This window comes from Erythrobacter sp. JB1-4 (assembly GCF_057365025.1).
Map to the genome: position 1 here is coordinate 1,986,473 of NZ_CP200292.1, position 18,631 is coordinate 2,005,103.

20 protein-coding genes and 2 tRNA genes are annotated in these 18,631 nt (G+C 54.2%); 11 read left to right on the forward strand and 11 right to left on the reverse strand.

Annotated elements, in window-relative coordinates:
• Positions 1 to 68: 68 nt before the first annotated feature.
• Both AC0V61_RS09345 and AC0V61_RS09350 read right to left on the reverse strand, forming a co-directional pair.
• A complete protein-coding gene (locus AC0V61_RS09345) occupies positions 69 to 842 on the reverse strand; it encodes a response regulator (RefSeq protein ID WP_486156976.1) in 774 nt (257 codons plus the stop codon).
• A 299-nt stretch (positions 843 to 1,141) separates the two neighbouring features.
• Positions 1,142 to 2,314: an N-acetyltransferase gene (locus AC0V61_RS09350; RefSeq protein ID WP_486156977.1), complete on the reverse strand. Its 1,173-nt coding sequence runs from the start codon at positions 2,312 to 2,314 to the stop codon at positions 1,142 to 1,144.
• A 205-nt stretch (positions 2,315 to 2,519) separates the two neighbouring features.
• Between AC0V61_RS09350 and AC0V61_RS09355 the strand changes: the two genes are divergently transcribed.
• On the forward strand, positions 2,520 to 3,611 hold the full coding sequence (locus AC0V61_RS09355; RefSeq protein ID WP_486156978.1) for a fatty acid desaturase family protein: 1,092 nt from the start codon (positions 2,520 to 2,522) through the stop codon (positions 3,609 to 3,611).
• Positions 3,612 to 3,621: 10 nt separating this feature from the next.
• Here the strand turns inward: AC0V61_RS09355 and AC0V61_RS09360 are convergent, their stop codons facing one another.
• From AC0V61_RS09360 to AC0V61_RS09395, 8 genes are all read right to left on the reverse strand, one after another.
• Positions 3,622 to 3,990 (reverse strand): hypothetical protein, encoded by a 369-nt coding sequence (locus tag AC0V61_RS09360; RefSeq protein WP_486156979.1) that lies wholly within the window; start codon positions 3,988 to 3,990, stop codon positions 3,622 to 3,624.
• Positions 3,991 to 4,035: 45 nt separating this feature from the next.
• Positions 4,036 to 4,560, reverse strand: coding sequence for a GNAT family N-acetyltransferase (locus AC0V61_RS09365; RefSeq protein ID WP_486156980.1), 525 nt, complete (start codon positions 4,558 to 4,560; stop codon positions 4,036 to 4,038).
• A complete protein-coding gene (gene lptG / locus AC0V61_RS09370) occupies positions 4,557 to 5,654 on the reverse strand; it encodes an LPS export ABC transporter permease LptG (protein ID WP_486156981.1) in 1,098 nt (365 codons plus the stop codon). Before lptG ends, AC0V61_RS09365 begins: the two co-directional genes overlap by 4 nt.
• A gap of 18 nt (positions 5,655 to 5,672) precedes the next feature.
• Positions 5,673 to 6,932, reverse strand: coding sequence for an LptF/LptG family permease (locus tag AC0V61_RS09375; protein ID WP_486156982.1), 1,260 nt, complete (start codon positions 6,930 to 6,932; stop codon positions 5,673 to 5,675).
• A gap of 104 nt (positions 6,933 to 7,036) precedes the next feature.
• Positions 7,037 to 7,537 carry a DUF427 domain-containing protein gene (locus AC0V61_RS09380; RefSeq protein WP_486156983.1) on the reverse strand — a complete coding sequence of 167 codons (501 nt, stop codon included), beginning with the start codon at positions 7,535 to 7,537 and terminating at the stop codon, positions 7,037 to 7,039.
• 19 nt (positions 7,538 to 7,556) lie between these two features.
• A complete protein-coding gene (gene clpS, locus AC0V61_RS09385; protein ID WP_486156984.1) occupies positions 7,557 to 7,967 on the reverse strand; it encodes an ATP-dependent Clp protease adapter ClpS in 411 nt (136 codons plus the stop codon).
• Between the two features lie 221 nt (positions 7,968 to 8,188).
• Positions 8,189 to 8,986, reverse strand: coding sequence for a phasin family protein (locus AC0V61_RS09390; RefSeq protein WP_486156985.1), 798 nt, complete (start codon positions 8,984 to 8,986; stop codon positions 8,189 to 8,191).
• A 138-nt stretch (positions 8,987 to 9,124) separates the two neighbouring features.
• Positions 9,125 to 11,146 (reverse strand): PHA/PHB synthase family protein, encoded by a 2,022-nt coding sequence (locus AC0V61_RS09395; protein ID WP_486156986.1) that lies wholly within the window; start codon positions 11,144 to 11,146, stop codon positions 9,125 to 9,127.
• Positions 11,147 to 11,336: 190 nt separating this feature from the next.
• On the opposite strand from AC0V61_RS09395, the gene AC0V61_RS09400 reads away from it, so the two are divergent.
• The 7 genes from AC0V61_RS09400 to AC0V61_RS09430 all read left to right on the forward strand — a co-directional run bounded on the left by AC0V61_RS09400 (position 11,337) and on the right by AC0V61_RS09430 (position 16,002).
• A complete protein-coding gene (locus tag AC0V61_RS09400; RefSeq protein ID WP_486159515.1) occupies positions 11,337 to 12,536 on the forward strand; it encodes an LL-diaminopimelate aminotransferase in 1,200 nt (399 codons plus the stop codon).
• A gap of 109 nt (positions 12,537 to 12,645) precedes the next feature.
• The gene (locus tag AC0V61_RS09405; RefSeq protein WP_486156987.1) at positions 12,646 to 13,245 is read left to right on the forward strand and encodes a hypothetical protein; all 600 of its coding nucleotides are present in this window, start codon (positions 12,646 to 12,648) and stop codon (positions 13,243 to 13,245) included.
• 28 nt (positions 13,246 to 13,273) lie between these two features.
• Entirely contained in the window at positions 13,274 to 13,627 is a 354-nt protein-coding gene (locus tag AC0V61_RS09410) for a hypothetical protein (RefSeq protein ID WP_486156988.1), read from the forward strand.
• A gap of 5 nt (positions 13,628 to 13,632) precedes the next feature.
• A complete protein-coding gene (locus tag AC0V61_RS09415) occupies positions 13,633 to 14,208 on the forward strand; it encodes a hypothetical protein (RefSeq protein ID WP_486156989.1) in 576 nt (191 codons plus the stop codon).
• 53 nt (positions 14,209 to 14,261) lie between these two features.
• The gene (locus tag AC0V61_RS09420) at positions 14,262 to 14,651 is read left to right on the forward strand and encodes a JAB domain-containing protein (RefSeq protein ID WP_486156990.1); all 390 of its coding nucleotides are present in this window, start codon (positions 14,262 to 14,264) and stop codon (positions 14,649 to 14,651) included.
• Positions 14,614 to 15,003: a winged helix-turn-helix domain-containing protein gene (locus AC0V61_RS09425; protein WP_486156991.1), complete on the forward strand. Its 390-nt coding sequence runs from the start codon at positions 14,614 to 14,616 to the stop codon at positions 15,001 to 15,003. The genes AC0V61_RS09420 and AC0V61_RS09425 overlap by 38 nt, the downstream gene beginning before the upstream one ends.
• A gap of 174 nt (positions 15,004 to 15,177) precedes the next feature.
• Positions 15,178 to 16,002: a crotonase/enoyl-CoA hydratase family protein gene (locus AC0V61_RS09430; RefSeq protein ID WP_486156992.1), complete on the forward strand. Its 825-nt coding sequence runs from the start codon at positions 15,178 to 15,180 to the stop codon at positions 16,000 to 16,002.
• A 41-nt stretch (positions 16,003 to 16,043) separates the two neighbouring features.
• Here AC0V61_RS09430 and AC0V61_RS09435 read toward each other — a convergent pair whose 3' ends face one another.
• Complete coding sequence (locus AC0V61_RS09435) at positions 16,044 to 16,823, reverse strand: thioesterase family protein (protein WP_486156993.1); 780 nt, start codon at positions 16,821 to 16,823, stop codon at positions 16,044 to 16,046.
• Between the two features lie 160 nt (positions 16,824 to 16,983).
• On the opposite strand from AC0V61_RS09435, the gene AC0V61_RS09440 reads away from it, so the two are divergent.
• The 3 genes from AC0V61_RS09440 (at position 16,984) to AC0V61_RS09450 (ending at position 18,612) form a co-directional block, all read left to right on the forward strand.
• Positions 16,984 to 17,057, forward strand: a tRNA-Cys gene (locus AC0V61_RS09440).
• 24 nt (positions 17,058 to 17,081) lie between these two features.
• A tRNA-Thr gene (locus AC0V61_RS09445) sits at positions 17,082 to 17,157 on the forward strand.
• 459 nt (positions 17,158 to 17,616) lie between these two features.
• Positions 17,617 to 18,612 carry an efflux RND transporter periplasmic adaptor subunit gene (locus tag AC0V61_RS09450; protein WP_486156994.1) on the forward strand — a complete coding sequence of 332 codons (996 nt, stop codon included), beginning with the start codon at positions 17,617 to 17,619 and terminating at the stop codon, positions 18,610 to 18,612.
• Positions 18,613 to 18,631: the final 19 nt, after the last annotated feature.

Genomic DNA, 18,631 nt, shown 5'->3' on the forward strand with positions numbered 1-18,631 from the left:
TCAGTGGGACTAGACGCTATTTTCTGACAAATAAACCTGCATTTGTAGCAGGGGCTCGGCGGTGCAAATCAGCCAAAGAAAAGCGCCTGGCTTATTGCGGCGCGAACGGTCTGCTCGCGAAACGGTTTTGTCACGAGATATGTTGGCTCCAACCGGTCGCCGGTAAGAAGCCGCTCAGGGTATGCGGTGATGAAGACTACGGGCACCTTGCTTGCCCCTAATATCTCATCAACCGCCTCAAGCCCGGATGAGCCGTCGGCCAATTGAATATCTGCCAGGACAAGACCCGGCTCACTGTTTTGCGCCGCATTCACCGCTTCTGCATGGGTGGTTGCGGTCCCGCAAATCTTGTGACCCAAAGAGGCCACCAAGTCTTCAAGCTGCATCAGGATCATTGGCTCGTCTTCGATGATAAGCACGCTCGTCTTTTGCTCATCATCGATTTGAGAAACAGCATCGTTCACCAGCGCTTCTACCTCGTCTGCGGTAATCTCAAGGATTTCGGCCGCCTGACGTGCTGAAAATTCTTCGACCGTCGTAAGGAGCAGGGCCTGACGCTTTTGATCCGTCATGGCCTTAAGGTTGCTGATCGCACGCGCCTCTTTTGTGTTCGAGATTTCGCTGGTCTGTGCCTCAATCATGGTTTCGCCAAGCGAGGCATGGAACACCTTATAGAGCGCAATTCTCCCACCTTGCAGTGACTGTTTAACCGCCGGGTTCCTAAGCGCTGCCTCCAGAGTTGTTTTGACCAGTGTATCACCCTTTTGCTGGGAACCGGTCAGCGCACGGGCATAGCGACGAAGAAAAGGAAGGTCGCCCGCGAGTTGTTGGCTGAGTGACACTGTCGCCTCCAAATAGATCAAATAAACATGAGACGAGCCTTTCGGATTGCGGCTCGTTTCTGCGCTTTCGTCTTCGAGCTATGCCCGCAAACAAGCGCCTGCGCAAAGCAGAAAGGAAAAAATTTTCAAGTGCTGGGAACCGAGTGGGCAAGAGCGCATTTTATTTGTGTCGTCAACACGATCCCCCTCCCGTCCATGTGGCTGGCGACAAGATCCCGAAAGGCCTTCACTCTCATGAGTGGAGGCCTTTTTTCGTGGCAGTTTGCTTTTTCTTTCAAAGGAAACCGGGCGCAGCAGTTTTACGCGATTGCCTTTTCATAGATAGCGTATTCGCGGTTCACCTTGCTCTTGATCGTGTCTGCAATCGCAACCATTCCCTGATTGTCGTCAAGTATCCAGCCGATCTCGCCGCGTTGAGACTGATACTTGGCTGCCGCATTATCGCGAATATAACTGATCATCATAAAGGCAAGCTGGCTGGCAAGGCGCGAGTTTTGAAACTCTTTTAAGACGCCCATTAAAGGCACTCGCATACCACCCTCGCGAGGGGTTCGCAGCCAGCGCAGCATATGGAACCATCCAAACGGGAAGAGCTTGCCGTCGATCTTGGCCAGAGCTTGGTTCACATCTGGAAACACCAACATGAATGCAACCGGCCGCCCGTCGACTTCGGCAATCATATTGAGCTCTTCTTTAATGATCGGCTTCAGCTTTTTGCCTGCATACGCCACTTCTTCAGGCGTGAAGGGTACAAAACCCCAATTGTCCGACCATGCATCGTTAAGGATTGAGAGCACGATCGCTGCATCTTTATCCCATTTTGATTTGTCGACTTGTCGCACGTTGATGCGCTTGTTGCGCTCACCTGACTTTACAATCCGTTGAACAAGCGGGGGAAACGGCTTTGTGACGTCCAGGTCATATGTCAAAAGGGTCTTGGCAAGAGTATAGCCCGCTTGCTCGATCCATGCTGCGTAATGGTCAGGGTGGTGGCCCATCATGACCATTGGCGAGTGGTCGTGTCCTTTGACCAATAGGCCCGGCTCTTCCCACATCGCCATAGAAATGGGGCCAAGCACGCGCGTCATGCCTTGCCCTTTGAGCCATTCTTCCGCTGTCTCGATAAGCGCTTTAGCCACCATTTCGTCTTCAGCATCGAAATAGCCAAACATTCCTGTGCCCGGCCCGAACCCTTGTTCAACCGGCATTTCTAAGGCGAGTTTGTCGATTTGAGCCGAGATTCGTCCAACAGGCTCACCGTCGCGCATGGCGATAAAGAGTTGTGCTTTGGCGTGACCAAAGAAAGGATTTTTGCCCGGGTCGACCAGCTCTAGCTGTTCGGAGCGGATCTGAGGCACCGAATGGGGCACATTTTGAGCAAACACACGGCCCAAATCCACGAAGCGGGCGCGGCCCTTCTTTCCCTCCACGGCTTCGATGATAAGGGTTGATTGGGCAGCTTGTGAAACCATTTTCTGGTGCTCTTCCGTATATTCCTAGCAAACTGATCGGCTGGCTTTGATATGCCTTCATGCATGGCCGTTGTGCCCTATGGAACCAAACAAGCCAATCGATCACTCTGATTGTATCACCGCGTTTGCGCTTTCATGTTGCTTTGCAGTATGAGGGGTAAAAGCAAAGGTATTTTGGCAACCTCTACCCCATGTTCTTTATCTCATGACAATGCATCAAACTATCTCTTCCCAGCCCGCAAAAGCGGTGAAACCCCGCGCAAAACGGGAAGATTTTCAGCGTGAGGATGACAAAGACATGCTGCGCGCGGCGCGCGATCTGACAAAAGATTTGGGTGAGGCAAAGGGCCGCATTTATTGGCCCGATATGCTGATCTCGACAGGGATCGGTTATGCCGGGATTGCGGTCGCAATTTTCACCAGCAATCTGGCGCTGGCCGTGATTGCAGGGTTTGTGGCCTCACTTGCGCTCTACCGTTCGCTGATGTTCATTCATGAGCTCACCCATATTCATAAAAGCGCACTTCCAGGTTTTCGCCTTGGATGGAACCTTCTTGTAGGAATCCCGATGATGGCACCCAGCTTCATGTATGAAGGCGTGCATGTCATTCATCATAAGCGCACGCAATATGGGACGATCGAAGACCCGGAATATCTACCGCTTGCTTTGATGAAACCGTGGAGCCTCCCGCTCTTTGTTGTCGTTGCCGTTTTAGCACCCATTGCAGTTATTATACGCTCGGGCATTTTGGTTCCACTTGGCCTTGTGATCGCGCCATTGCGCAGGCTGGTGTGGGAGCGGGCGTCCTCCTTGTCGATCAACCCTGATTTTCGTCGCAAGCCTGCCACAGGTGACTTTGCAAAACAGGTCCGTTGGCAGCAATTGGGCGCGAGCGTGTGGGCGATAGCCTTGATGGTGAGCCCGCTTGTTATCGGTTGGAAGCCGCTGCTTGTTGCTCTTGCAGTTCTTTCTTTCACTACGCTCCTGAACCAACTGCGCACTTTGGTTGCGCATTTGTGGGAGAATGAAGGTGAGGCGATGACAGTGACGGCTCAGTTCCTCGATAGCGTGAACGTGCCCCCACCGGGAATTGCTGCGGAGATTTGGGCGCCAGTGGGCCTGCGCTATCACGCGCTCCACCATCTGATGCCATCCATGCCGTATCATGATTTGCCCGAAGCGCACCGCCGCTTGGCGCGTGAGCTTGGCAACGGCTCGACTTATGAAGGCGCAAATCATCCGGGAATGCTTGCTCTTGTCGGGCGTATTGCGCGCAGCACAATGTTGCCGCGCTAATCGCTAAAGCTTAATTGAACCGCTGCACTTTTGAGCCTTTCGGAGGCTCAAAATCGGGAGGATTGCTGCCCGCTTCCATCGTATCAGGCAATTTGCGCTGACCCATATCGCCAGGTGTAGCGCTGCCCCTCGAGTTATTCGAAACCGTATCAGGTGAACCTGCGCTGGGCAGGGACGGCGTACCGGTTGAATTCTCACCGTCCTCATTGTTCACGCCGTCCGCAGCCGAACCGGTGCTCGCTTCGCCTTTTTCATCGAGGTTGAGCGGGATGGCCTCGGTGATATCCGGCGCCTCTTCTGCTTCGCCTCCACATGCCGAAAGGGCCAATGAAAAGCCCATCACACTGCACGCGGTAAAGCATGGACGGTGAAGTTTCATAACGGCGTTCTCCAAACCAGGTGGTGCCTCACTATACCCTTGAAGCTACTTGAGGAAATGGATCATCGCGCAGCGTCTCGAAACGGGAAGGCCATTGTCAGCCTCTAACGCCAACTCGCTAGCCAGCCGAGGGTGCGCATCGAGGGCGGTTACCTCTTCAAAGCCGCGCGCCTCATAGAACGGTCCATTCCACGGCACATCGCGAAAGGTGGTAAGGGTGATCGCTGCAAAGCCACAATTGCGTGCGTCAATCATACACGCGCGAAGCAAACCAGCACCAACGCCCAGCTTTTGAAAGTCGGGGTGTACATCCATTTCCCATATGTGCAGTTCGCGCCGGAACGGTTCTGTTACGATAAAACCGATCATTCGCTCGGCGCAATTAGCAACGAGGCAATGCCCTTTGCGGATATAGCGCTGCAAGCGGTCAACCGGCACACTGGGCCCGCCTGCAACACCGACCAGCCCTTCGACGCCTTGAAAAAGAGCGCCCGCTGCCCGCTCAATATCAGGCATAAATTGCGCATCATCCTTGCGTGCGAGCCGAAGGGACCACTCGGGTGCGCTCATTCTTCGGTGCGGATGAGGACGGTTTCACCCACCAACAGGAACAAGAAGAAGGGAGCCCAGGCAGCAAGGAACGGCGGATAGCCTCCGAAACTGCCCATGGCGAGGGCCGCGTTATCGACCACGAAATAGGCAAAGCCCAACGCCATTCCGATCACAGCACGGACGAACAATTGCCCAGAACGCGCCAGGCCAAAGGCAGCGATTGAGCCCAAGAGCGGCATCAAAAGTGCGGACAATGGCCCGGAAATCCGGTGCCACCATTTTGCGCGCATCTCCGATGTTCGCCTTCCGACTGCTTCGAACGCAGCAATGGTTTCGGAAAGCTCCCAAAAGCTTTGACCGTCAGGATCAACCGATTGGAGATCGATTTGGTCAGGCGTGAGGGTTTCCCCTACCACAAGGCTGTCTAGCTCTTCTGTCTCAGCGCTGCCGACATCGAAGCGTTTGGGGGTGTCGAGCCGCCATCCGGGCGCTGCATAAGTGGCGCTTGGTGCGCGAACCTGCTCGCGGATAATGCCGCCCGGAGCGCGCGTATACCACGTCACGTTGCTGAGTTTGATTTGCGAGCCTTCTCCTGTGAGGGACACGGCGGTCAAAATATTCTCGCCATCGGTGAGATAGACATTGGAGCGTGTGCCAGAATCTTCAGGGATCGGCCCATAATCAACCGCCTCCCATGCCTTGATCGTGGAGTTGGCGCGGGTCACGATCCTCTCGTTAAAGCCAAAGCTTATCACGGCCACCACCGCTGCCGTAAGGAGAAGGGGCGAAAGCACTTGGTGTGCGGAAAGCCCTGCGGCTTTCATTGCGACAACCTCGCTGTTCTGATTGAGCGTCACCAAGGTGATAAGCGTTGCCAGAAGGACCGAATAGGGGAGAAATCGCGATATCAGCTGGGGTATCCGAAGGCTGGCATATTTGATGATTTCAGCTTGCCCATTGCCCTCTGGCGCAAGGATTTTGCCGGTGTTGCCAAGCAGATCGAGCGCCATGAGCACCAGCACCAGCATGACAAGCACCGCCAGAATGCGCACGATGAACATCTTGGCCAGGTAAAGCGTCAAAGAGCGCGAAGGGAAAAAGTCCAGCTGCATAAGGGTGCTCGAATTGCTCTATTCTGCCGGCGCTATCACAGCGTCTTCGCTATCGGCCTGATGATCGGCAACAAGCGATTTAGGCTGCCTTCCAGCAAAAAGTTTTCCGACTTGCTTGCCGACTTTGTCAAACACCCGTTCCAGCGCGCCCAAGGCCTGCCCACCAGGTACATGTGCGGTGCGGTGGTACATCCATAAAATCAGCGCTGCGAAAAGCACAAACGGCCCCCAAAGTGCGATGATAGGGTCAATCCGGCCAAGGGCGGCGATGTCTTCGCCATACTGATTGATCTTGTGATAGGCCACGACCATGATGATCGAGGCAAAAACCCCCAATGCGCTCGTCGATCTCTTTGGCGGTACAGCAAGCGCGACCGCCAAGAGCGGCATCAGCCACATCATCACAATCTCGACCATGCGATAGTTGAAACTCGCCTGTGTCGCGTCTCGCTGCGCCTCGGTTGCCGTTTCGTCTGCCCATCCGATGCTTAAAAGTTCAGGCAATATATATTCCCTGCTCCCTTCGCCTCGTGCTCGGAATTGCTCGATTGCGGGCAGGTCTATTGGCAAATCATGGCGGGAAAAAGAGAGAACGCGCGGGGTCTCACTTCCGGTGTCTTGGACGATTGTTCCCTCGGTTAAGCGCAGGATTATGGTGTCCGGATTGTCCGTCGTTGCCATAAAGCTGCCCTCGCGCGCGCTGATCGAGAGGACCTGACCCTCACTGTTCGAGACGCGGGCGAAAATGCCGATAAGGCGCTGACCTTGATCTTCGCTTTCTTCAATTCGCAAGGCCATGCGATCTGCCAAAGTGGTGAATTCACCCACTTTGATCGATGCACCCAAAGCGCCCGATCGCAGCTCATACTCCATCTGTTCGTAGTAATAGCGGCTCAACGGTTGGATGTAGAAGACAAGCGCTACATTGACGGCCACTAGGATCGCGGTGAGAGCGTAAGGTACGCGCAACAGCCGCCAATAGGAAAGTCCCACACCGCGCATTGTGTCGAGTTCTGAAGAAGTTGCAAGCTTGCGGAAAGCGAACAGCACGCCCAAGAGCAGGCCCAACGGAATGGCAAGACTTGCATACTCAGGGATCAGAGCGCCGAGCATTTTGAAGACCACACCGATCGGTCCACCTTCAACCGCAACAAAATCAAACAGCCTAAGCATTTTGTCGAGCATCAAAAGCGAGGCCGCAAGCGCAAACACGCCGAGCATCGGCACGATCACGAGCCGAAAGATATAGCGGTCAATACTGGGAATGAAGTTCAACACGTCTTGTCCCGTCGCTCTTTCTCGTCTGCTAGAGCTTTCGCCTGAGCTCTAGCGGCAAATAGCGCGCGCGTCATGCCCCCAAATGTGGGTAGATGAGCCAAACCTCACCAGAACTGACTGCTAGGAATACCTTTGAAGGGTCCTGCTTCGTATTGGCTTATCCAGCCGCCATAGAATTGGCCGGGCTGCGGTGTGATTGGTTCGCCATCAATCAGGCACCGATCAAGCGGGTCAGGGTAGAATGCGATGAAGTCCCGAATGCTCGCAAAGCTCCGAGTTGGGGCGGCGTAGCACCATGCTCCCGCAGTGATCGTATCATTTCCCACCATGATATCGAAATAACGGGCCTGCCCTTTCCATTCGCACATGGTTCTGCGCGCATTGGTGCAAAGGTAATCCATCGCGATATCGGTCTGGGGAATGTAATATGTGGGCGGATGACTGGTCTCGAGCGTGCGCCATGCATTCGAGCTATCAACGAGCTCAACGCCTTTATGGATGATCTGGACCCGTCGCTTTGTTGGTTCGCAAATAGCGGGACGGGGGTAATCCCAAACGCTCTCTTGTCCCGGCTTTATCGGATCAGGTTTAGGGTGTCCGAGCATGCTGACAGCGTGCTTGGCCTTAAGCTTTTTCAAGCGTGCATTGCAGCGGATGCTGATTCTGCCGGGCAAAGTCCATCACCTGATTGACCTTGGTCTCGGCCACTTCGTATGGAAAAATGCCGCAAACGCCGACGCCCTTCTGGTGAACATGCAGCATGACGCGGGTCGCTTGCTCCAGATCCATGCTGAAAAATCGCTTCAAGACCATGACCACAAACTCCATCGGAGTGTAATCATCGTTGAGCAATAGGACTTTGTACTGGCTGGGTTTTTTGGGCTTTGTGCGGGTCTTTGTCGCGACCCCAACCTGCGCATCGCCGTCATCTTCATCCCCGCCACCCGGTTTGTCAGCGTCAGAATCCGAAGAGATCACCAAAACGGCGATTTCATGAGCTTGGGTTGGCAGAATATCGGGATCGAGCGTCTTCATCGGTTTCCATTATGGGATTCGTTTGCCGTCACGCAAGCTAAGACCGCGCCGATCCAGCACTTTCTCTCAGGCAATCCCCTCGCATTGGGCCATGAGCACAAAATAAAAGGACCAGAAAGACCGGGGGGTCTTTCTGGTCCCTGCGCTTTCGCGCTCTTTCGTAAACCGGGCGAAGAGAGAGAGGAGAGAGGCCCGGCTTAGGAACTCAAATGGTTGCTTGATTAAGCGGCCTTCGAAACTTTTTCAGCAGCAACGCTCACGCGGTTTGAGATCGGTGCAAAGGCGTCGTTGTAAAGTTTTACGATGGCTTCGGTGCGCTGTGAGCCGAAAGAAACCGCAGCATCGAAGTTACGACGAACGATTTCGCCTTGAAGTTCGAAAAGCTCGGTTGGTGATTTGATCGCAACAACTTTCTTGGCGTCTGCAGAAACAGTCTCGATCACAGCTTTGCCGGTTTCGACGTCTGATTTCACGAGTTCTTGCGCACCAGCAACGAAGATCTTGCCGCTTTCAACAACAGCTTCAACGTTTGCTTTGTTGAATTCGCCAGCTTCTGAAGCAAGCTCGCTTGCTTTACCGTAGGCGCCTTTGACGCGGGTTTGTGCGTCTGCAGCAAACTCTTTGGCCTTGGTTGCGATATCAGCGGTCAGGTCGGTTTTTTCTGCGGTTGCCATGATGGTGTCCTTGAGTTTTGAAATGGGGTTAGTGGTCGCGGCTGTCTTCGCCGCCACTTTAGCTGGTGCCTTTTTCGCCGGTGCTTTCTTTGCCACAGGCTTCTTGGCTGGAGTTTTCTTTGCAGGCGCTTTTTTCGCAGCCACCTTGCGGGCAGCAGGGGCGCGCTTCTTCGCAGGAGCAGCGACTGCTTTTTTGACCGCCTTGGTGCTGACAGCGGGTTTTGGTGCATCGGCTTCAACCGCGTCGGCAACTCTTGCAGCGCTCACGGTTTTCTTCGCAGCCGTCTCAGCTTTCACTTTTTCAGCAGCAGCGTCAATTTTTGATGTCGTCTTGGCGTCGGCCATGATTAACTCCGTTTGTTGCACTGCACAAAATAGGCATTGCAGCTGCGAAGTCAAGAATTTTTTGTGCGGTGCACAAAAATCAAGAAAGTGTTTTTATTACAGAAGGATAGGGGCGGACTGCGGGTGTTCTTAACACTATTAGCGCGATTTCACATAGGTCCCCGGTGCATCTTCAATCACCTTATCCCCGCGTCCGCCGGGCTTGCGTTTGCCGGTCGCAGGAACTTTTGCACTCGCCTGCCCATCAAGCCACTCAAGCCAGTAGGGCCACCAACTGCCAGGGTGCTCGCTTGCGCTTTCGATGAATTGCGAAAGCGAGCCTGCATTCTTATCGCCGAGCCAATATTGATATTTGCCGGCATCCGGGTGGTTCACAACGCCTGCAATGTGGCCTGAGCCTGCAAGCAGAAATTCCAGCGGCCCTTTGAAGTGATCTGTTAAACGCCACACGCTCTCAGCGGGCGCAATGTGGTCTTCGCGGCCTGCTTGAACAAAGGTTGGCGTTTCAACCATGGTAAGGTCTATCGGCGTCCCGTCGGCTTCCAGCGCACCGGGGACCACCAGCTTGTTGTCGCGGTATAAGTCGCGCAGATAATCATTATGCCATTTCGCTGGCAGGTTAGTGACATCTCCATTCCAATGAAGAAGGTCAAAAGCCGGGTAATCCTCTCCCAGCAGATAATTGTTGATCACATAGTTCCAGATGAGATCTTTACCGCGCAGCGCATTGAAGGTCGCTGCAAGATAGCGTCCATCGAGATATCCTTCAGGAGAAAGCTGTCCAATCAATTCAAGCTGCCCGTCGCCGATAAAGTGCTTAAGGTCGCCGCTTCGATCAAAATCGACTTGAGCTGTGAAGAACGTCGAGCTTTTGACTTTTTCGGCTTCGCCTCGAGCGGTCAGTATGGCGAGTGTTGCGGCCAGAGTTGTGCCTGCCACGCAATATCCGATTGCATGAACGCTCGGCACTTCCAGCCGCTCGCAGATGGTGTCGATCGCCTCGATCTGGGCGCGGATGTAATCGTCCCAGACCACCTCGCCCATTGTATCATCGGCTGATTTCCAGCTGACCACAAAAACGGTGATGCCCTGATCGACCGCCCATTTGATAAAGCTCTTTTGCGCGGTGAGATCGAGAATATAAAATCGGTTGATCCAAGGCGGGAAGATTACCAATGGGACTTCGTAAACGTCCTTGGTCGACGGCGAATATTGGATCAGCTGATAGAGCGGTGTTTGCGCAACCACCTTGCCAGGGGTGGCGGCTAAGTTTTCCCCTAAGGTGAAGGCATTGGGGTCGGTATGGGTGAGTTGTCCGCGCTCAAGGTCGGCGATAAGGTGGCGCATGCCATTTACAAGGTTTTGCCCGCGCGTCTCCACCGTGCGTTTGAGCACCACCGGATTGGTCGCAAGGAAATTTCCCGGGCTCATGGCTTCGGACAAAGCATTGATGGCAAACTTGAGCTGGACCTTTTTCTCGTCTTCGAGCCCATCCATATTGCTGGCGGCGCGTTGGAAATACTCTGTCAGCATCAGATACGTTTGATGCAGCAGAGCAAAGGCTGGATTCTCGCGCCAAGCAGGATCAGCAAATCGCCTGTCTGATCGGGGAAGGGCGGGATTGTCCTGATCACCAGATGCCCCCGCTAGGACAGCATTGGGAAGCTCGCTTGCGCCGCTCAGAAGTTGTTTGGCGACCCCCTGCCAAAGCTGCAATGCATCTCCGGCGATTTTAGCCTGCGTCTTGGCAAGTTCAGCCGGTTTAAGGATGTCGCTCGGCAGAGTTCTGACCATGCTTTGCGAGATCAAGAGCCATTGCGCTGGATCAAGCAGGTTCCGAGCAGAGGCGCTGCCTTTGCTGCCTTTGGCAGCTTGATTGGTGACAAATTGAAGCCACATCGCATGCATTTCGGTGCTGGCCTTGGTCCATTCGCCAAGGTCGCCCAAGTCTAGAGGGCCCAAGTCTAGCGGGTTCGTGCCCTCCGGCAGTGCAGGGGCGTTCCCTTGGGGCCACTGCGCTGCTCCTGAGGGGATTTGCGAAAAAAGAGACTGAAGCGCCTCGCCTTGCATTGCCATAAGGGAGCTTAAAGGAGCACCGGGCGCAAACGGATTGTCGAAAAAAGAGGAAGCCCCCTCGCCGTCTTTCTTTTCGTCAGCCATTATCGCGGTCCCATCTGCACTACGGCGCACCATATGCTCCGATACATCGTTTTGCCAGCCTGATAGCGCAATCTTGTGGCGGCGTAGCTAAAGCGGCGTATATAGAAAGTCTTTGGCGAATGAGATATTCACAAAAGGCTTGCAGCAAATGGTAAGTCAATCGCCGCTACAGGCACTCGGGCAGGACGTAATGAACGAACAATTTTATCGGATGAAGCGGCTTCCGCCGTATGTGATTGCTGAAGTCAATTCGATGCGCCACGCCGCCCGCCAGGCGGGGGAGGACATTATCGACCTCGGCATGGGTAATCCAGATCAGCCTCCGCCCCAGCATGTTATTGATAAATTATGCGAAGTGGCAGCCAAGCCTGATGCGCATGGGTATTCCCAGTCGAAAGGCATTCCGGGCCTAAGGCGTGCGCAGGCCAATTATTATGCCCGCAGGTTCGGGGTTGATCTTGACCCAGAGACCGAAGTTGTCGTCACCATGGGATCAAAAGAAGGGCTTGGTAGCCTCGCGACCGCGATCACTGCGCCCGGTGATGTGGTGCTTGCCCCTAACCCCTCGTATCCCATCCATACCTTCGGCTTCATTATCGCAGGCGCCACTATTCGTGCTGTTCCGACGACGCCGGACGAGGATTATTGGCGTTCCCTCGAAAGTGCGATGAATTTCACAGTGCCGCGCCCGAGCGTATTAGTCGTGAGTTATCCGTCTAACCCGACCTCTGAAATTGTGGACCTTGCGTTCTATGAGCGGCTGGTGGAATGGGCGCGCGATAACAAGGTGTGGGTGCTTTCTGACCTTGCTTATTCAGAGCTGTATTACGACGGCAACCCCACACCCTCAATCATGCAGGTGCCCGGTGCAAAAGATGTGGCCGTCGAGTTCACGAGTATGAGCAAGACCTATTCCATGGCCGGTTGGCGCATGGGGTTTGCGGTTGGCAATAAGCAGCTGATTGCAGCTCTTACCCGGGTCAAATCCTATCTCGATTACGGTGCCTTTACACCCATTCAAGCAGCGGCCTGTGCGGCGCTGAATGGTCCCCAGGACATCGTGGAATCGAATCGGCAACTTTATCAAAAACGCCGCGATGTCATGGTTGAAGCATTCGGCCGCGCCGGCTGGGATATTCCGCCACCTCCCGCCTCAATGTTCGCTTGGGCACCGCTTCCACCGGCATTGAAAGACATGGGAAGCCTTGAATTTTCGAAGCAATTATTGACAGAAGCACAAGTCGCTGTTGCGCCGGGCGTTGGCTATGGCGAGGAAGGCGAGGGTTTTGTCAGAATAGCAATGGTCGAAAACGAGCAAAGACTAAGGCAGGCTGCTCGTAATATAAAACGTTACTTTTCAGCAATGGGAATGAATTCTTCTGCAGCGTGATTGCACAGATGAGTAACTTATTTTCGTCGCTGTCTTGCGTGGAGTTAATTGGACAACTGGTCCGATTTTGATGTAAGTTAAGCTAATTGGATTAACGTAGGAGGTTGGCATGTCGTGGGATACACTGCGACCCCTTACAAATAGGCAACAGGCCGTCATCGAACGGATCGATCGACGCACCCCTATCAAAGTTATTGCGCGTGAACTTGGAGTCTCAGAGACTCGAATAAACCAACATATCAGGGCCCTTAAGAATATCTATAAGGCGGAAAGTCTCACCGACCTTGTTGAGGCTTATCGTGCAGAAAAGATCGCCAAGGAAGAATCTGAAAATCTCGAAAAAGAACCTATAGATCAAGAGGTTGAGGTTGGAGTTCAGGGCTTAAGCGAAGCTATATACAGCAAAAATCAGGTGCCCATCAGTGCGCTAATCGGTGATCCATTGGTGCAGGACGACCCAGGCGAACTCGTGATCCGCGATGTTTCATCTATGGTTGACGAGGCGCCTTGGCTGCGCCCCGGCGAACCGCAGGTCGTCCCCCGGGCGCTCGATGGCGAAAACGCCGTCTGGCTCCGCCTCGCTGCGATTGTTGGGATTGCCTTTGGCTTCCTGGCTGCAGTGGTTCTTACTGTCACAGCTGCTGTGACACTAAGTGAGGCGCTGGACGATCGCGTTGCTGTCCCGGTTGACCAACAAGGCTTCTCCTAACGAGTGAGGAGGGGCACGGAGACCTGATATGACTGATCGTATGCTCGCTGATGCCCATAACCTTAAGAAACTGGTTCGCGAGGCAGAGGCGCTTGCTGACGAATCTATGCTGGCCTTTGCTCGGTTGAAGCAAGCCATGCTGACCGCAAGACAAAACCCCAATGTGGAAGTGGACACCGGCCAGCGGGCGCTCCTGCGTCTTAACCAAGCGGAATCCCAAGCTTTGAGCATGTCGACAAGCTTGCTTCGAGTTCATGACGAACTTAGTAAAGTGGCTCGCGAACGAATGGCGGGAGACGAAGACATTCCGACTGAACTCCTTGAAGCGGATATCGAACCGGCTGAAGCCAAATCACCTCTCAAGGTTGCTGTAGAAGCATAAGCTAGATGTTGGACGCGCTCCTTCTTGAATACCGAACCAACGTCCAAGACATCGTTGCAATCACTTTTTGTTTGGCAGCGATCGTCTGGGGCGGGGGTCCGGAACGCGCGGTCGCGGCGACTTGGCTGATCGTTTTTGAGGTCGCTGGCAGGGTTCAGGACTGGATCTACGGACCTAGCGTCCAACTTGGCGGAGTTGATTGGTTTGTTGCAAGCTCCGATGGCGTTGCTTGTGTGCTATTTGTTCTGATCGCGCTGAATGCGAACCGCAATTACACCTTGTGGATTGCAGGGATGCAGGTCTTAGCCGTGACTGCCCATATGGCACGAAGCCTGGCCGATCTGATCTCACCTGTCACCTATGCCGTCATGTTTATAGCGCCAGGTTGGATACAGCTGTTCCTTCTTGGGATTGGACTTGCAAGGCACTTACAAAGACAGCGCAAGCACGGCCACTATCGCGCCTGGCGGGTTAGCAAACCAGCGATCGGCGTAAGCGCTGCGCCCTTGCCTCACAAAGGCGCAGGCACGGCCGTATGGCAAAAAGCAGGGCAGCCATCCTGGCGGGATGAGCTGAAATGATAAAAGCTGAGCCCAGGACCGTACCATGCAAAACCGCATGGCAAGATTGCGCGATGGTGGAATTTTTGAGGGCGATGGTGATCGCTCATCCTGCCAACGCTGAACGGTTTCACGTGCTCTTTGTTGACCATGCCGGGGCTTATATCGGCGATTGTCCGATGGGGGCCGGTGGGTCAGGCTGCTTGTCACTGCGCATGAGAGATATTTTCGCAAAAGCGCTCTCTCACAATGCAAATGGAATTCTGGTCGCACATAATCATCCATCTGGGCTTTGTCGTCCAAGCCGCGCGGACATTCTTTCAACGCGCCGATTGGAAACGGTAGCCACAGCGCTCGATATCGAGTTGCTCGACCATCTCATTTTTACAAAGGACGCGGTCTATTCGATGCGCGCGGGGGCACTTCATGAGTTCAAAAGTCGCAAGCCGGTTTTTTCCCGATAACGGAACCCTCATTCCCCGCTTTAGGCAGGCGGGTGAGGTCACCCTTGATCTGTTTCACCGCGATGGGCGTGTGGATGACCATTGGCTCGCCTTTCATCCCAGAGAATTCGAGGTTCTTTGGAGGCTGGCTGAAGAGGCTGGCAACCGGGTCACGAAACGCCAGCTTCTCTTTGATGTCTGGCGCATTGATTATGAGCCAGAGACCAACAGCGTCGCCGTCCATGTGGCGCGCATCCGAAGCAAACTTGAGCCACTTGGCCTTGCAGGGACAGTCGTAACGCACCCTGATGGGGGATACCTCGTCAACGCTCCGCAAAAAGACATGGACATGGCATTCATCGAGACCAGCTGAGACCCTCGTTGGGGCTTTCAGACTAACGGTTTCACCTCGTGATAAGGGCTGTTTTGCTCACTCTTCCTTTGAGATTGCGCCGATAAGGTTGCAGCCTGCAACTGACGGCTGGACAGTTTCCCACGCTTGCTGCACACCATCTGGCAAACAGCATATCCCAACGGAGAGATGAGAATGTCACAGGTCCAAACCCTCTCAACCAATGAGCGCGTCACAATCGAGCTTGCCGATAATGGCATTGCCCATGTGCGCTTTGTTCGTACCGACAAAATGAACGCGCTCGATCCAGCAATGTTCGACGCCATGATTGAGGCCGCGCAACTTCTTGCAAGCACGTCGGGTGTGCGCGTTGTGGTCTTATCTGGTGAGGGGCGCGCATTTTGTGCAGGTATCGACCTAAACAACTTCACCAATTCTGATGGTGCCACATCACATCGGCTCGAAACGCGCACTCATGGCAACACCAACAAGTTCCAAGAGGTCGCGTATCAATGGCGCCGTTTGGGTGTGCCAGTCATTGCGGCAGTCCATGGCGTATGCTTTGGGGGCGGCTTGCAGATCGCAAGCGGTGCGGACATCCGCATCATTCATCCCGAGACCCGAATGGCCGTCATGGAAATGAAGTGGGGCTTGGTGCCTGATATGGCAGGATATGCGCTTTGGCGCGGTTTGGTGCGCGATGACGTATTGCGTGAGCTCGTTTACACCAACAGAGAGTTCTCCGGCGCAGAGGCGCAGTCACTTGGTTTTGCAACCTATGTAGAGGATGAACCACTCGCCCGCGCCATGGAGATTGCCGAAGTGATCGCAGGCAAAAACCCTGATGCTATTCGCGCGGCAAAACGTCTCCAGGAAGTGATGCAAAATGAGCGAACAGATGACATTTTGATGAGCGAAAGCCTTGAGCAGGATAAAATCAGCCGCACGAAGAACCAGATCGAGGCAGTCATGTCATCAATGCAAAAGCGCCCAGGCGTTTTTGACGACGTCGCAGCATAGGTATCTTTGGCCTTGCCCCAGAGGGGTTTAGCAAAACTCGCTTAACCGAATACAGCCACGCACTGAAGGCCGTCGAGAACTTGGCGGCCTTCTGCGTCATACATGCGTAAGCGCTCAGAGGAGTAACCTGCATCCAAATGCTGGCTGGCGTTCTCTGAAAGATACCAGCCGTCTGCTGACCGGGTGTGCGGATCAAGCACATTGAAAGACCAATTGATCGAACTAATGGGGCCGGGCCGCTCCATGATCCGCATGGCTCCGGGCGGCATAACATCTCCCATTAGTACAAGCTTGCTCACCGGATCGAGGTCGTGATTTTCCGTGAGACGCGCCCATCGCCGGATCGTTGCGCCGTGGTCGTCGCCTTTGGTTTGACCATAGCGAATTTCAAAATTGTTCTGGATGAATGGGGGCCCCTTTCCCTCCATCGCGCGCGGATTGTCTTGAGGCGGGCCGGGCCAATCAACTAGCGGGTTGGCTGCACGCTTTCCATTTGGCTCTCGGTCCTCGGCAAACAGCCAGAAACCGGTGAGAGCCACGCCTTTCTCGTTGCGAATTTCGCTGCGCACTTGAGTAACATTGCGGCCTTGTCGCACAATCTGCGCGGAGAGCTCTATTTCTTCACCCACAGGCGCAACGAAGCCGATTTGAGCAGCGCGCAAGGGTGGCAAGTCGGGAAAGGCGCGCTTTGCCATTGTAAAGGCGACAAGAGCCGATGCGCCGCCATAGAGCGTGCGGCCTTGCATCCAATTTTGTGCGTGGGTCAGGTGCACAGGGCCCGGCATGCCGGTGATCGGTTCAAGCAGGCTTGCAATAGTCATAATGCATCCTTTGCCCTGCGTTTACGCGTTGGTCCAGATTGACGTTGCGTCAGCCGTCTTGTGCGCAAACGCACGGTATCAGCGGTCTGTTGAGCAGGAGTGCATTGCCTTTAGTCTCGCGAATCGCTAGTGCGCCGCTTCTGCCCAACTTTGGGCGCTCGGCCCGATGGCGGAGTGGTGACGCAGCGGATTGCAAATCCGTGTACGCCGGTTCGATTCCGGCTCGGGCCTCCACCCTCTCGCAAGATGCGAGAATTTGCCGCTTTAGCTCAGTTGGTAGAGCACATCATTCGTAATGATGGGGTCACAGGTTCAAATCCTGTAAGCGGCACCATGCCTTTCAGCTGAAAAATCAGATATATATGGACGGAAGTGCGCTCGAACTTATCCCGAAAATGCACTCTATTTAAGGCGTTTTCGCCCATTGATTGGCTGGCTTCTAAGTGGGATGGGCTTGGGTCAGATTATGGGCCGATAGCAGCATGTCAGTTTAGAGCGGCAAACCCACGAAAGCCGACGTTCCGGAAGCGACCCAGTTTCGGCCAATTTAGCGACGGCGCACTCGAATTCTTCCCTACGGGATTAGTCACACCAGCTTTTGTGAGACTGGAGAAGCCCCTCCTCTCAATAAAACGCAGAACTTCGCGCATCAAATGAGTTCTCGTGCGCGCGTTCTGGCATCGACTTCTGCATACCAATCGAGAAATTGGCAGTGGGATTTGATGAAGGGAGACTAGATTTGCGCCGGACTAGGCTCATTGCGCTTCTCGCGTTGGTTTGTGCCTGTTCTCCTATGGATCAGAGCGCAGAGCTTGCGGAACCAAGAGCTGTCAAACTCTTCGAAGTTACCCGAAACAAACAGTCATCTGGCATCGTTTACCCAGCAACTATTCGTTCGGTCCGCACGACTGATCTTGCCTTCCAAGTCAGCGGTCGGATCATCGAGTTGAATGCGCTCGAAGGACGTATTTTTGCCCGAGGCGATGTGATCGCTCGGATCGATCCGCGCTCCTTTCAGAATGCAGTGACGCAAGCACAGGCGGAATACGATAACGCCCAAAGCGAATACGATCGGGCGTTGCGCTTGATTGAAGAAGACGCAATCTCGCAAAGCGTACTAGAGGGGAGATTGGCGGAACGCAGGGTAGCTCAAGCACAACTCGATAGCGCGAAGAAAGACCTTGCCGACACCGTTATTCGAGCGCCCTTTGCTGGCAGCGTAGGCAAAACCTACGTTGAGCAATTCCAGAGCATCCAGGCTCAGTCTCCGGTCCTGACGCTACAGAGCAGACAAGTTGAAGCGATCATTGATGTCCCAGGTCGATTTGTGGCTGACGTGCCGAAAATCCGTAAGATCGATGCTGTTGTAGAGTTGGATGCCGTGCCCGGGCGAGAGATGGTGGCGAATTTCCGCGAGGCGTCTGGTCAAGCGGATAGTTCGACGCAAACATTCCAAGCCCATTTCACATTTAGGCCTCCCGCAGATGTGCTTGTCCTAAACGGCATGACAGCGAGACTGCGCGCAGATGTGCAGCTTTTTGAACAGGCAGAGGGCGATAGAGCTGCCATTCGTGTTCCATTGAGTTCTATTTGGACCAGCGACAATCGGAGATACGTTTGGATCGTTGTCTCCCCCGAAATGACAATTGCCAAGCGTGAAGTGCAGGTTGCCTCGAGTTTTGGCGATCTGATCGAGATTAGCAGTGGCCTTGAAGAAGGTGATACGATTGTCGCAACTGGCGGCGGATATCTAAATCAAGGCGACGCGGTTCGCCCATGGTCAAGGTGATGGTTTTGCAGCCAGAAGC

What these genes read in the sequence shown, in the direction of transcription:
- AC0V61_RS09380 (WP_486156983.1), bottom strand. Translation starts at nt 7,537, where the DNA reads ATGCTCGGACACCCTAAACCTGATCCGATAAAGCCGGGACAAGAGAGC.
- AC0V61_RS09390 (WP_486156985.1), bottom strand. Translation starts at nt 8,986, where the DNA reads ATGGCCGACGCCAAGACGACATCAAAAATTGACGCTGCTGCTGAAAAA.
- AC0V61_RS09410 (WP_486156988.1), top strand. Translation starts at nt 13,274, where the DNA reads ATGACTGATCGTATGCTCGCTGATGCCCATAACCTTAAGAAACTGGTT.
- clpS (WP_486156984.1), bottom strand. Translation starts at nt 7,967, where the DNA reads ATGAAGACGCTCGATCCCGATATTCTGCCAACCCAAGCTCATGAAATC.
- AC0V61_RS09395 (WP_486156986.1), bottom strand. Translation starts at nt 11,146, where the DNA reads ATGGCTGACGAAAAGAAAGACGGCGAGGGGGCTTCCTCTTTTTTCGAC.
- AC0V61_RS09350 (WP_486156977.1), bottom strand. Translation starts at nt 2,314, where the DNA reads ATGGTTTCACAAGCTGCCCAATCAACCCTTATCATCGAAGCCGTGGAG.
- AC0V61_RS09430 (WP_486156992.1), top strand. Translation starts at nt 15,178, where the DNA reads ATGTCACAGGTCCAAACCCTCTCAACCAATGAGCGCGTCACAATCGAG.
- AC0V61_RS09415 (WP_486156989.1), top strand. Translation starts at nt 13,633, where the DNA reads ATGTTGGACGCGCTCCTTCTTGAATACCGAACCAACGTCCAAGACATC.
- lptG (WP_486156981.1), bottom strand. Translation starts at nt 5,654, where the DNA reads ATGCAGCTGGACTTTTTCCCTTCGCGCTCTTTGACGCTTTACCTGGCC.
- AC0V61_RS09435 (WP_486156993.1), bottom strand. Translation starts at nt 16,823, where the DNA reads ATGACTATTGCAAGCCTGCTTGAACCGATCACCGGCATGCCGGGCCCT.
- AC0V61_RS09365 (WP_486156980.1), bottom strand. Translation starts at nt 4,560, where the DNA reads ATGAGCGCACCCGAGTGGTCCCTTCGGCTCGCACGCAAGGATGATGCG.
- AC0V61_RS09425 (WP_486156991.1), top strand. Translation starts at nt 14,614, where the DNA reads ATGAGTTCAAAAGTCGCAAGCCGGTTTTTTCCCGATAACGGAACCCTC.
- AC0V61_RS09420 (WP_486156990.1), top strand. Translation starts at nt 14,262, where the DNA reads ATGGTGGAATTTTTGAGGGCGATGGTGATCGCTCATCCTGCCAACGCT.
- AC0V61_RS09355 (WP_486156978.1), top strand. Translation starts at nt 2,520, where the DNA reads ATGACAATGCATCAAACTATCTCTTCCCAGCCCGCAAAAGCGGTGAAA.
- AC0V61_RS09405 (WP_486156987.1), top strand. Translation starts at nt 12,646, where the DNA reads ATGTCGTGGGATACACTGCGACCCCTTACAAATAGGCAACAGGCCGTC.
- AC0V61_RS09450 (WP_486156994.1), top strand. Translation starts at nt 17,617, where the DNA reads ATGGATCAGAGCGCAGAGCTTGCGGAACCAAGAGCTGTCAAACTCTTC.
- AC0V61_RS09400 (WP_486159515.1), top strand. Translation starts at nt 11,337, where the DNA reads ATGAACGAACAATTTTATCGGATGAAGCGGCTTCCGCCGTATGTGATT.
- AC0V61_RS09360 (WP_486156979.1), bottom strand. Translation starts at nt 3,990, where the DNA reads ATGAAACTTCACCGTCCATGCTTTACCGCGTGCAGTGTGATGGGCTTT.